12 protein-coding genes and 1 riboswitch are annotated in these 12,146 nt (G+C 68.8%); of the genes, 6 read left to right on the top strand and 6 right to left on the bottom strand.

The genetic code is table 11. The annotated features are described in order from the left end of the window. Positions 1 to 123 precede the first annotated feature (123 nt). Positions 124 to 999 (top strand): hypothetical protein, encoded by an 876-nt coding sequence (locus OG241_RS28915; protein WP_405819255.1) that lies wholly within the window; start codon positions 124 to 126, stop codon positions 997 to 999. 46 nt (positions 1,000 to 1,045) lie between these two features. Here the strand turns inward: OG241_RS28915 and OG241_RS28910 are convergent, their stop codons facing one another. Continuing rightward, entirely contained in the window at positions 1,046 to 2,152 is a 1,107-nt protein-coding gene (locus OG241_RS28910; RefSeq protein WP_405819254.1) for a hypothetical protein, read from the bottom strand. Positions 2,153 to 2,248: 96 nt separating this feature from the next. Beyond that, positions 2,249 to 4,069: a phosphomethylpyrimidine synthase ThiC gene (gene thiC, locus OG241_RS28905; RefSeq protein ID WP_405819253.1), complete on the bottom strand. Its 1,821-nt coding sequence runs from the start codon at positions 4,067 to 4,069 to the stop codon at positions 2,249 to 2,251. Beyond that, a riboswitch (TPP riboswitch) is annotated at positions 4,062 to 4,248 on the bottom strand. (Overlaps the previous gene by 8 nt.) A 416-nt stretch (positions 4,249 to 4,664) precedes the next feature. Here thiC and OG241_RS28900 point away from each other — a divergent pair. Then, positions 4,665 to 6,254 carry a YibE/F family protein gene (locus tag OG241_RS28900; RefSeq protein WP_405819251.1) on the top strand — a complete coding sequence of 530 codons (1,590 nt, stop codon included), beginning with the start codon at positions 4,665 to 4,667 and terminating at the stop codon, positions 6,252 to 6,254. A gap of 141 nt (positions 6,255 to 6,395) precedes the next feature. On the opposite strand, the gene OG241_RS28895 is transcribed toward OG241_RS28900, so the two are convergent. The 4 genes from OG241_RS28895 to OG241_RS28880 form a co-directional block, all read right to left on the bottom strand. Further along, positions 6,396 to 6,833 (bottom strand): SsgA family sporulation/cell division regulator, encoded by a 438-nt coding sequence (locus OG241_RS28895; protein WP_006373803.1) that lies wholly within the window; start codon positions 6,831 to 6,833, stop codon positions 6,396 to 6,398. 100 nt (positions 6,834 to 6,933) lie between these two features. Next, positions 6,934 to 7,863 carry an IclR family transcriptional regulator C-terminal domain-containing protein gene (locus tag OG241_RS28890; protein ID WP_405826471.1) on the bottom strand — a complete coding sequence of 310 codons (930 nt, stop codon included), beginning with the start codon at positions 7,861 to 7,863 and terminating at the stop codon, positions 6,934 to 6,936. A gap of 234 nt (positions 7,864 to 8,097) precedes the next feature. Beyond that, positions 8,098 to 8,310 (bottom strand): DUF5326 family protein, encoded by a 213-nt coding sequence (locus OG241_RS28885; protein WP_006373816.1) that lies wholly within the window; start codon positions 8,308 to 8,310, stop codon positions 8,098 to 8,100. A 172-nt stretch (positions 8,311 to 8,482) separates the two neighbouring features. Then, positions 8,483 to 8,800, bottom strand: a complete 318-nt coding sequence (locus tag OG241_RS28880; protein ID WP_189150442.1) for a cupin domain-containing protein — start codon at positions 8,798 to 8,800, stop codon at positions 8,483 to 8,485. Positions 8,801 to 8,848: 48 nt separating this feature from the next. On the opposite strand from OG241_RS28880, the gene OG241_RS28875 reads away from it, so the two are divergent. The 4 genes from OG241_RS28875 (at position 8,849) to OG241_RS28860 (ending at position 12,026) form a co-directional block, all read left to right on the top strand. Then, a complete protein-coding gene (locus OG241_RS28875; protein ID WP_405819249.1) occupies positions 8,849 to 9,226 on the top strand; it encodes a phage holin family protein in 378 nt (125 codons plus the stop codon). 9 nt (positions 9,227 to 9,235) lie between these two features. Further along, a complete protein-coding gene (locus tag OG241_RS28870; RefSeq protein ID WP_405819247.1) occupies positions 9,236 to 9,727 on the top strand; it encodes a low molecular weight protein-tyrosine-phosphatase in 492 nt (163 codons plus the stop codon). Then, positions 9,724 to 10,893: a cystathionine gamma-lyase gene (locus OG241_RS28865; RefSeq protein ID WP_405819245.1), complete on the top strand. Its 1,170-nt coding sequence runs from the start codon at positions 9,724 to 9,726 to the stop codon at positions 10,891 to 10,893. Before OG241_RS28870 ends, OG241_RS28865 begins: the two co-directional genes overlap by 4 nt. Positions 10,894 to 11,120: 227 nt before the next feature. Continuing rightward, positions 11,121 to 12,026: a LysR family transcriptional regulator gene (locus OG241_RS28860; RefSeq protein WP_405819243.1), complete on the top strand. Its 906-nt coding sequence runs from the start codon at positions 11,121 to 11,123 to the stop codon at positions 12,024 to 12,026. Positions 12,027 to 12,146: the final 120 nt, after the last annotated feature.

Genomic DNA, 12,146 nt, shown 5'->3' with positions numbered 1-12,146 from the left:
AAACCCCCTGTCACGGCGCGCCGTCGCCGCTCTACCATCGGCTTATCCGTAGCAGGCTCCCCTCCGTTTCTGCCCGACGGCTCGTCAGCATGCCGAGCCCCAAGCCCTACGGAGCATCGGGGGATGCACATGAACAGCGTTCCGCAGCACCTGCTGAACGAGGACCGCCAGGAATACGAGCGGATCCTCGATGAGGCGCTGCGCTCCGCCCCGGACCGCCCGGAACTGGCCGCCGTCGGTCAGCGTCTGAACCCCGAACAACTGCGCACAATGGCGCTCAACGCCACCGCGCTCATCACGGTCGCCGCGGCGAACGAGTACCAGCACTACGTGAAGGTCCGCGACGAACTGCGCCACCCGGCGCCGTCCACCCCGTCCTCCGTCCACGAATCCGGCTCGAACGAGCCGGGTAGAGGCGCGGTGGGGTTCGTCGCCGGTATGGGTGAGGCTGTCGCCGAGCCCGCCGGAGCGGGCGCTGTCGCCGTCGTCGCGGTCCTGGCTCCCGTCCTCGCCGGCACGGCGGCGGCGATCTTCCTGCTCGTGGGCTACATCCTCAAGATGCTCGATCCCGAGCCGGCGTTCGCCCAGACCATGCTGACCACCGGATGGGTGTTCGGCGCGGTGACCGCGGCAGCGATACTCGTCGCCGCGGTCGGCCTCCTGCTCACCGCCCTGCGCAACAGCCCGGAGGCGGAGGAGGACGGGGCATACGGCGAACTGACCGGGGAGGTCGCGCAGGCCAGGGACGCCTGGCGCGAGGCCCTGCTGGAGCGGGGCATCCTGCCCTTCCTCCGCGACGCCCTCGCCGACCCCGGTACGGCGGCCATGAACCGCAAACCGGCCGCGCAACCCACCGTCAGCCGCATGCCCCAGCTCGGCTACAACCGGCCCGGCTTCAGCAGCCCCGAGGGCGACTCGACGACGGGCCACCGCCCCAGCTTCTCCAGCCCGGACTTCACCAGCCCGGACTTCGGGGGCCCGGACCACCCGCCGGAGTGACCGGCCGGTCCGGACGCGGGACGAGCGACTCAGGTGGAGCGGGCGGCTATCGGAGCCGCCTGACCACTTGGGCCTCCGCCCGCTCCACAGGCGTACGGCCGTGCACATGGACCATGGCCAGGTGGTACAGGGCCGGGGCGACCGGTGCCCAACGGTGGATCCGGTCGGCGTGCAGCATGTACCGGACGACATCGCCCGGCCGGAACGGCACGTAGTCGATCGTCTGGTGCTCCCAGCGGTCGGCCGCGCCTCGGCTCATTCGGGCCTGCAGCCCCTCCCGGGTGATGTCCTTGAGTCGGGCGTAGAAGTGGGCGCTCCATTGCCGCCGTTCGACGTCGACGACGAAGGCCAGCAGCACGAGGGAGTACTCGTGGGGTTCCAGCGAGAGCTCCTCGCGCATACCGCGGCGGGCCACCGCATGCAGTTCCGGCGCGCTTCGGCCGGCGGAGTCGATGTGCCGTGACATCCCTTCGTTGACGGACGAGTTCCACAACCCCTGGCCCGTCCGGACCCGGTTGCTGCGCCGGCTGACGACCAGCATGTCGTCGGCCGTCACCACGGCGATGTTCACCCCGAAGCTGCACTGGAGGAAGGCGGGCGCGACCAGTGGATCGTCGGGGTCGAGGTGGCGGCTGCGAGGTGTCGTGCCGTCCGGCAGCCGGCGGTCGAGCTGCTGGGTGGCGAGGAACGTGTAGTAGTCGGTGGGCCGCAGACGTATGTGGACTTCCGGATGCTCGGCCAGGGCCGTCCGGGAGATGTCGAACGACTCGACCGCGTAGCGGGGGCCGTTCCACACGGGTGTCCGCCCCTCCGCCCGCAGCCGCTCGTTCTCCGCCTCGATCTCGTCCCGCCAGCCGGCCATCTCCTCGGGGAGAGCGACCTCCTGGTCGAGGACATGCACATGCACGTCTTCGGGGGCGATCGCCACGTCACCGTCCCCTTCGACGATCAGCGCGGAGGTGTGCAGCGGCCCGAGTGAGAACGTCTGCCAGGCCGTGCCGCTCTCCTCCCGTTGCCGCAGCCCGCGCACCGCACTGACCGATCGCCTTCGCAGCCGGAACCAGGCGTCCTGCAACGGCTGTTGGAACAGCGTTGCGAACACCATGCCGATTGCGGCTCCCGCTACCCCGTTGGCCAGGTCGATTCCGCCCATGGCACGGAGGGTAGACAGAACGATCAAGGAACGGGGGTTCTTGTCCCTTCCGTTACCGCTCGCACGGGAACCTTCCGATACTCCTCCACTCGTTTCTCACTCCGCGAGCGGCAGGTACACCCGGTTGCCGCTGGCCGCGAACTCCTTCGACTTCTGGAGCATCCCCTCAGCGACCTCCTCCGCCGTCGCATCCGCAGCCGCCGTACCGCCGAACCGCTCTGTGATGCTCTGGCTGATCTTCATCGAGCAGAACTTCGGCCCGCACATGGAGCAGAAGTGGGCCGTCTTGGCGGGCTCGGCCGGCAGGGTCTCGTCGTGGAACTCCCGTGCTGTGTCCGGGTCGAGGGCCAGGTTGAACTGGTCCTCCCACCGGAACTCGAAGCGGGCGTCGGAGAGTGCGTCATCCCAATCCTGCGCACCTGGGTGCCCCTTGGCGAGGTCGGCTGCATGGGCGGCGATCTTGTAGGTGATGACGCCGGTCTTGACGTCGTCACGGTTCGGCAGACCCAAGTGCTCCTTGGGTGTGACATAGCAGAGCATGGCCGTGCCCCACCAGGCGATCATCGCGGCACCGATGCCGGAAGTGATGTGGTCGTACGCCGGCGCGACGTCAGTCGTCAGCGGGCCGAGCGTATAGAACGGAGCTTCATCACAGATCTCCTGCTGAAGGTCGATGTTCTCCTTGATCTTGTGCATCGGGACGTGGCCCGGGCCTTCGATCATCGTCTGTACATGGAAACGCTTCGCGATCGTGTTGAGTTCCCCGAGCGTCCGCAACTCCGCGAACTGCGCCTCGTCGTTGGCGTCCGCGATCGATCCGGGGCGCAGGCCGTCGCCGAGCGAGTACGTGACGTCGTACGCGGCGAGGATCTCGCACAGTTCTTCGAAGTTCTCGTACAGGAACGACTCCTTGTGGTGCGCCAGGCACCAGGCCGCCATGATCGATCCACCGCGCGAGACGATGCCGGTCTTGCGGTTCGCGGTGAGCGGTACGTACGCCAGGCGGACGCCCGCGTGCACCGTCATGTAGTCCACGCCCTGCTCGGCCTGTTCGACGACCGTGTCCTTGTAGATCTCCCAGGTCAGTTCCTCGGCCCTGCCGTCCACCTTCTCCAACGCCTGGTACAGCGGCACCGTGCCGATGGGAACGGGGGAGTTGCGCAGCACCCATTCGCGGGTGGTGTGGATGTTGCGGCCGGTGGACAGGTCCATGACCGTGTCGGCGCCCCAGCGCGTCGCCCAGGTCATCTTCTCGACCTCTTCCTCGATGGAGGAAGTGACGGCGGAGTTGCCGATGTTGGCGTTGACCTTCACCAGGAACCGCTTGCCGATGATCATCGGCTCGATCTCCGGGTGGTTGACGTTCGCGGGCAGTACCGCACGTCCGGCCGCGATCTCCTCGCGGACCACCTCGGGATCGAGGTTCTCCCGGAGCGCCACGAACTCCATCTCGGGCGTGACCTCGCCGCGGCGGGCGTACGCGAGTTGCGTCACCGCCTGTCCACTCCGGCTCCGGCGCGGCTGCCGGGGCCTTCCCGGGAACACCGCGTCGAGGTTTCGGAGGCCGCCGCGCGGCGAGGTGTGCTTGATCCCGTCGTCCTCCGGGCGGACGGGGCGGCCCGCGTACTCCTCGGTGTCGCCTCGGGCGATGATCCAGTTGTCGCGCAGAGGCGCCAGCCCCCTGCGGACATCCGTGTCGACCTGCGGATCGGTGTACGGGCCCGACGTGTCGTACAGGGTGACCGACTTCCCGTTGGTGAGGTGCACCTGACGGACCGGCACCCGCAGGTCGGGGCGCGAGCCACCGACATACCCCTTGTGCCAGCCGACGGACTTCCCGACCCCCTGGGACTGTTCGCCCTGAGTGGGCTGGTCGTCCTGGTCGGAGGCAGGCGTGCGTGTGTCCTTGATGGTCATGAGACCTACTCCCTACGCCGGCATTACCCGGTAACAGGTTCAGCGGTCGACGCAGCGGATTCCGTCTGCCGATGTTTCATGTGAAACATCACTCGTTCCACGTGTTCCACGTGAAACATCGCTAAGACGGAGGTCAGCGCCCTCTCAGCCCGGTGCTCCGAGCTCCCGCGTGTGCAAAGGTGCCTCCACGCTAGCGTCAATTTGGGCGAGGTGAACAGAGGGCCCCTGCCGTTCTTGCGATGATCGGGCGGTGACCACGACCCAAGGACCCCCGTACCCGCCCTCCGAGCCGGCGCGCGGAAGCGGTGCCGGGCACGGCTCCGGACCCGGCAGTGGCAATGGCGGCCCCGGCCAGGAGCGCGGGCTGCGATCCGGCAACGGCCCCGGCGGCCTCGGTGGCGTGTCAGGGCCCGGAGCAGGAACAGGCGGAGCGACCGGAGGGAATCAGGGTCCCGGGTACGGGCCCGGTCGCAGGATCGATCGCGGCTACGGGCCCGGAGCGGGCCCGGGCCGAGTCGGCCGTCCTGGACCGGGTGACCCGGACCACGGGTTCGGCGCCGAGGGGCCCGGGACCGGCCAGTTCGGCCCGCTTCCCGTGTCCGGCGCCAGACGGGGTCCTGGCCCCGGAGCAGGTGACGGGCGCGAGCACGAACACGGAGCCGGGCCGGGTCAGCACACCGACCATGGGCATCATGGGCATGGGAACGGACCCGGCGACGGGCACGGTGGCGGACCCGGCGGAGGTTCTGGCGGTGGGCACGGCCCCGGACCTGGTGGTGGGGAACATGGGGACGGGCCGGGTGACGCCCACGGTCCCGATGACAACGGCGGTCAATCGCACGGCCACAGTCACAGCCATGGGCCGGCCGCCCCTGTCTCCGTCCACCTGCGAAAGATCATCGGGGCGATTCTGATCCCCTTCGCCGCGGCGGTCGTGGTCGGGCTCGTGGTGCTGTGGCCCGGGGGCGCCCCGGCGCACCAGCGCACGGGCGTCGGTTTCGATCGGCAGACCCAGGAAGCCACGGTCACCAAGGTCGTCTCGGTGGACTGCAAGTCCGTCAACGCCTCGGGGGAGACCCCGACCGGCGACACGTCCACCGCCGAGGGCTCCTCGGCACAGCAACAGGCGACCGGCGACTGCAAGAGGGCGACGATCCGGGTCGACACCGGTGACGACAAGGGCCGTACGTTCACGGAGATCGTGCAGCCGGACCAGTCACGGCAGTTGCACCAGGACGAGAAGGTCGTGGTCGCATACGAGCCCTCGGCGCCGAAGGACCTGCAGTACTCGGTCGCCGATGTGAACCGCAGGTTCCCCATGGCACTGCTGGCCGGCATCTTCGCGCTCGCCGTCGTGATCGTCGGACGCCTGCGCGGGGTGATGGCTCTGGTCGCCCTGGCCGTCAGCTTCATGGTCCTGACCTTCTTCATCCTGCCGGCGATCCTCCAGGGCTCGAATCCGCTGCTCGTGGCGGTGATCGGCGCCAGCGCCATCATGCTGATCGCGCTCTACATGTGTCACGGCCTCTCGGCCCGTACGTCCGTGGCGGTGCTCGGCACTCTCTTCTCGCTGGTGCTGATCGGCGTCCTCGGCTCGCTGTTCATCGGCTGGGCCGCGCTGACCGGCAACACTGACGACAACACCGGCCTGATCCATGGCCTGTATCCGTCCATCGACATGAGCGGCCTGCTGCTCGCGGGCGTCATCATCGGTTCGCTGGGTGTCCTCGACGATGTGACGGTGACGCAGACATCGGCGGTCTGGGAACTCCACGAGGCAAACCCGACGATGGGATGGCGTGGGCTGTACCGCGCCGGCATCCGTATCGGCCGCGACCACATCGCGTCCGTCGTCAACACTCTCGTCCTCGCCTACGCGGGCGCCGCGCTGCCGCTGCTGCTGCTCTTCTCGATCGCGCAGAGCAGCGTGGGGGCCGTCGCCAACAGCGAACTCGTCGCGGAGGAGATCGTGCGGACCCTGGTGGGCTCGATCGGCCTGGTCGCGTCCGTGCCGGTGACCACGCTCCTGGCGGCCCTGATGGTCTCCGCCGACCGCCCGGGCACGGCACCGCTGACTGCGGGAGCGACAACAGTGGCCGGACCGGGAACAGGGGCCGCGACAGCGGGCGCGGCGCCCCAGGCGGTCGCGGCCCGCGCGGGGAAGGGCCGTCGCCGCAAGCACTGACGGACGTCTAGCCCCCTTTTTTTTGGGGGGAGGTCCGCGCCGAACGCCGAAGTACGACCGTGCCCGAAGAGACGCCACTGCAAGCTTCTCCTCGCGTCTGGAGAAGCGTTACAGCACCGCCGTGCCCCGCCGCGAACCCGCTCAGCCCGCGCTCTGCTCCTCCGCCAGAATGCGGTCCAGCGCCTCGTCGAGGTGGGCGTCGAAGTCGGCGAGGGAACGCTCCTGCCCCAGTGGCACGAGCTTGTCCGTGCGGTCGAGGAAGGCCACCAGCGGCGCCGCCCCGGAGCGGAACAGCGCCTGGTCGCCGCCGACCTGAAGCCGGATCAGCACCTCGCCGAGGACGTCGGTGTCGGCGGGCGCGATCCGCACATCTCCGTCCCCGCATGGCCGCCCCACGCCGTCGATCAGCAGCTCACGCCCGAAGGCCCAGGTCACAGGAGCGTCGCCAGGCAAATGGAACGTCAGCCGGACGGCGTAGGGATCACAGGTCTCGTAGCGCAGCTCCACCGGAATGCGGAAGGAGAGCTCCTCCGAGACAAGAAAGCTCATCATGACTTCTGCCTGCACCGACTCGCGCATCGCCTAACCCCGTCAGTTGCCGTGGACTGGCCTGGAATCATCGCTCTGATACTGCTCGAATCTTGCTGAAAGTACACGGTGAATCACAAGGAGTGAGTTTTCAGATACTGATAGAGATCGCGAACGACCCGACCAGTCTTCCGACCTCTGTCTGCAACTGCTGTGCCGCGTCTAGCAGTCGATCAGCCTGATGGGAAGGAAGAGAAATGGCCAAAGTTGCTGCCGTCGCCCCGATGGTGATCGGAATCGCCGCACAGACCGTCCCCAGCGCGTACTCCTGCCGCTCCACGACGAGTTCCATCCGCCGCATCCGGTCGAGGCGGCGCAACAGGGTGTGGCTGTCGCGCACCGTGTAGGGGGTGACCGCCTGTACGGGGTGGCGGTCGAGATGGTCCCGGCGGTCCTGCTCGTCCAACTGCGACAGCAGGCACTGTCCGACGGCGTGCGCGTGCCCGGTCTCACGGAAGTCGGCCCACTCCTCGACCGCCGGGTTCGCGGGGGTGTCGGAGACGCACACGACCTCGATGTCGCCGTCGCGGTACACGGCGTAGTACACGGGTACGCCGATGATGTCGCGCCAGTGCGCGAGGGCGTCCACGACCGCGCTGCGACGTTTCTGCCTCGCACCGCTGCTGCCCAGCCGCTCGGCCGACTCGCCGAGGAAGAACAGCCCTTTCTCTCGCCGCAGATAGCCTTCGAAGACGAGTGTCCGCAGCAGGTGGTAGGCGGTCGGAAGGGCGAGGCCGGTCTCGCGGGCCAGTTGTTTGGCCGGAGCGCCGTGTTCGTGCGCCGCGACGGACTCCAGCAGCCGCATCGCCCGCTGGACGGAACCGATGAGGGTCGCCGTGGAGTGCGGTTCGGCAGGCGGCACGAGCGCGGGGACGGACGCCGGGACGAGCGCGGTTCCTGGGGTCGACAGGGGTCTCTCGGCCGGCCGGACACGAGCTCCCGGGGAGGGTGGTGGGGTCCGCTGCTCGGGCCGGCGTTGTACGGGTGGAGCCTGTGGTTCCGCGGGTGCGGTGTCGACCATGTCGAGGGTCACTCTCGAAGGCGGTGGGCTGCCCGTGCGGAGAGGCACGGGAGGAGGGGATACGCCGTCCGCGGGGATCGTTCCCGCGTCGAATTCCGGACTCTAACCGCCTGTCACCGCGCACAGACGGCCCGTACGGGAAACTTCCCCCGCCCGAGGGACCCGGCGATTTCTGTTACCGGCGCCGGTGCCGCCCCAGGCACCGGCTCCCGTGTCCCCTCCGCCCCACTGCTCTCACCAGTCGCTGCGCGACGACGAACTCGACATGAACTTCCGTACGACGTAGATGAGTCCGCCGACCAGGGCGACGAAGACCAGCGCCTTGAAGAGCAGGCCGATGACGAAGCCGACGACGGTCGCTATCAGCCCGCCGAACACGACGAGGGCGATGACCGGCACCGCGACCCACTTCACCCACCACGGCATTCCCGCGAAGATCTCTCGCATCGCCCTTTTCCTTACTTCTCCGCCCGTCGCATCCGCCGGGGCCTGGGGCCTTCGCTCGTGCCGGGACATTCGATGTTCCGCTCTCGATGCTAGGGCCGGCAGGGGGCCCGGCGGGGGCCTCGCAGCCCTTGTCCTCCCCTGATCCGTCCCCTAGGGAACCCTGAGGCGGCAGTCAACTCTCGGGCGGAGAGAAGACCACCATGACCCGCAGATCCTCGCTGATGTGGTGGAACTTGTGGGCCACCCCGGCCGGCACGTAGACGACGCTGCCGCGCGCCACCTGGGTCGTCTCCATGCCGACCGTGATCGCTGCGCGCCCGCTCACCACGAAGTAGACCTCGTCCTGACGGTGGGGCTGCTGTGGATCCTGCTCGCCCGCGTTCAGCGCGTACAGGCCGACCGACATGTTCCGTTCGCGCAGAAACTGCAGGTAGGCGCCATCGTTGGCGGCACGTTCCGCCTCCAGTTCATCCAACCGGAATGCCTTCATCGCCCTCGCCCACGCTCGTAACCGATCTCTTCTGCCACGATCAGACACATGAAGAATTTCGTAGTCAAGACGATCGCCAACGCGGGCGCTCTCGGCGTGGCCGTGTGGATACTCGACAAGATCACCCTGACCGGTGACAGCACGGGCAAGAAGATCGGCACACTGGTTGTCGTCGCCCTCCTGTTCGGCCTGGTGAACTTCCTCGTCAAGCCGCTCGTGAAGGTGCTCACCTTCCCGCTGTTCATCCTCACGCTCGGCCTGATCACCCTGGTGGTCAACGCCCTGATGCTGCTGCTCACCTCGTGGCTGGCCGACAAGTTCGACCTGAGCTTCCACGTCGAGGGCTTCTGGACCGCTGTCCTGGGCGGCCTGATCATCTCGATCGTCTCCTGGGCGCTGCACATCGTCCTTCCCGACGAGGACTGAGGGCGCCCGATGCCCTTCCGCGTCTGTTTCGTCTGCACCGGCAACATCTGCCGCTCCCCGATGGCGGAGTCCGTCTTCCGCGCGCGCGTGGAGGAGGCCGGGCTGGCCGGCCTGGTCGAGGTCGACAGCGCGGGCACGGGCGGCTGGCACGAGGGAGACGGCGCCGACGAGCGCACGGTCTCCGTGCTGGAGGCCGCCGGTTACGACGGCGATCACGCGGCCCGCCAGTTCCGGGCCGCGTGGTTCGCCCGTCTCGATCTCGTCATCGCCCTCGACACGGGCCATCTGAAGGCCCTGCGCCGCATGGCACCCACTCCGCAGGACGCGGAGAAGGTACGGCTGCTGCGTTCGTACGATCCCGCCGCGGGCGCTGATCTCGATGTCCCGGACCCGTACTACGGGGGTATGGACGGCTTCGAGGAGTGCCTTGAGATGGTGGAGGCGGCGAGCCCGGGCCTGCTCGCCGCGATACAGGCGGAAGTGGAGGGACAGGCGGTATGAGTGATTCGGCTACGAACGAAGGTTCGGGCGTGCACGCGGACCCGGAGCTCGGTGACGGGACGCGCGCAGTGCGGGCGGGGCTGCCCGACCCGGTCAAGCACGCCCCGGCCCTCCCCGGCCCGGTGTTCGCGGCCCACTACCACCTACCGGGTGTCCCCACCGGCCCGTACACCTACGGCCGCGACGAGAACCCGACCTGGACGCTGCTGGAACGTGCCATCGGCGAGTTGGAGGCGCCGGGGCAGGACGGCGTCGAGACGCTGGTCTTCGCCTCCGGCATGGCCGCCGTCTCGTCGGTGCTCTTCTCCCAGCTGCGCACCGGGGACACCGTCGTCCTGCCCGGCGACGGCTACCAGGCGCTGCCCCTGGTCCGCGCCCAACTGGAGGCGTACGGCATCGAGGTACGCACCGCTCCGACCGGCGGCGACGCCCAGCTCGACGTTCTCGACGGCGCGCGGCTGCTGTGGCTGGAGACCCCGTCGAACCCGGGACTCGACGTGTGCGACGTACGACGGCTCGCCGAGGCGGCACACGCGCGTGGCTGTCTCGTGGCTGTCGACAACACCCTGGCGACACCGCTCGGCCAGCGCCCGCTGGAACTTGGCGCCGACTTCTCCGTGGCCAGCGGCACCAAGCAGCTCACAGGGCACGGTGACGTGCTGCTCGGTTACGTCACGGGGGCGGATGCCTCCGCGATGGCCGCCGTACGACGTTGGCGCAAGATCGCCGGGGCGATTCCCGGGCCGATGGAGGCCTGGCTCGCGCACCGCTCGATCGCCACGCTCCCCTTGCGGGTCGACCGGCAGGATGCCACCGCTCTGGCTCTCGCGGAGTCCCTGCGGGGGCGCCCCGAGGTGACCGGGCTGCGTTATCCGGGGCTGCCTGAGGATCCCGCATACAAGATCGCTTCGCGGCAGATGCGGCGCTATGGGTGTGTGGTTTCCTTCGTGCTGCCCACGCGTGCGCGTGCCGATCGTTTTCTCGACGCGCTGCGGCTTGTCGACGACGCCACGAGCTTCGGCGGGGTCCGGTCCACGGCCGAACGGCGCGGTCGGTGGGGCGGGGACGCCGTGCCGGAGGGCTTCATTCGCTTCTCGGTGGGCGCCGAGGACCCGGAAGACCTGGTGGCGGATGTGCTGCGCGCGCTGGCGGAGTCGACGGACTGACCGGCGGCGGAGCGACCGAAAGGTACTCCGCTCCGTCGGACGGTGGTCCGAGCCTCCCCCCTCGTGGCTCGGACCACCGCGGTTCCGCGCGCGAAGAACCGCGCACACAAGGCTAGTTGACTCTGTGTCAGTGTCCAATCACTCTAGCGACAGGGTCCTATCGACTTATTTATAGTTGGGCGCGGCCGGGGGCAGGAAAGAGGGCGGAGAGAGGGAGGGGGTGCGTCATGGACCTGACCTTGCTGCGCACCTTCGTGACCGTCCACCGAGCCGGCTCCTTCACCCGTGCCGCCGCGCTGCTCGGCCTCTCGCAGCCTGCCGTCACCTCGCAGATCCGCACCTTGGAGCGGCAACTGGGCCGTCCCCTGTTCCTGCGCCAGGCCCGTGGCGTGACCCCCACCTCCATCGGCGACGAGCTCGCGCACAAGGCCGCGCCGCATCTCGACGCGCTCGTGGAGATCACCGAGACCGGGTTGGACGAGGACTCATCCGTACGCACGCTGCATCTCGCCGGGCCACCGGAGTTCACCGCGGAACGCGCGCTCCCCGCTCTCACGAAGCTGACCGGAGGCGACGGCCAGGGCTTCGCTCTACGGGTCTCCTTCGGCAATGCCGAGGAAACCCTGGAGGGGCTGTCCGCGGGGCATCATGATCTGGCCATCACCACGGCCCGTCCGCGCGGCCCCCTGCTGGCAACGACCGCGCTCTGCGACGAGGAGCACGTCCTGGTCGCATCTCCGCTCTGGGCCGCCGAGGTCGGATCCGGAAACCTGCGCCGCAAAGGAGCGTCCGCCCTCCAGGACGTCCCCCTGGTGGAGGTCCACGAGTCACTGCCGTTCGTCGCCCGCTACTGGGCTTCCGTCTTCGACTCCCACCCCGCGGCCTCCGGCACCGTCATCGTCCCCGACCTGCGAGGGGTCCTTGCCTGCGCCGCCGCGGGTGCGGGGCTCGCGGTACTGCCCCGGTACCTGTGCGCGTCCGCCCTGGAACGCGGCGAGGTGGTCACTCTGTTCGATCCGGCGATACCTCCGCTGCGGACGTACTTCCTGGTTGTCCGCACCGGCACGCTGGCGATGCCGCACATCACGCGGGCGCACGACTGGCTCCAGCACGCGGCGGCCGAATGGGGCTGAGGCTCCGTATGCCTCGGAGATTCCCCTGCGGGCCTCGGTGATGTTTCACGTGAAACACGCATTTCGCTCTGCGGTGCAGCATCTTTACCCCGCCAGGAGCGGTTCGTGGAGGGCCGGAAT

The sequence above is a fragment of the Streptomyces sp. NBC_01390 genome (genome assembly GCF_045040105.1).
Lineage (GTDB): Bacteria > Actinomycetota > Actinomycetes > Streptomycetales > Streptomycetaceae > Streptomyces.
The sequence above is the reverse complement of the archived record's forward strand: the minus strand, read 5'-3'. Positions and strand labels throughout refer to the sequence as shown.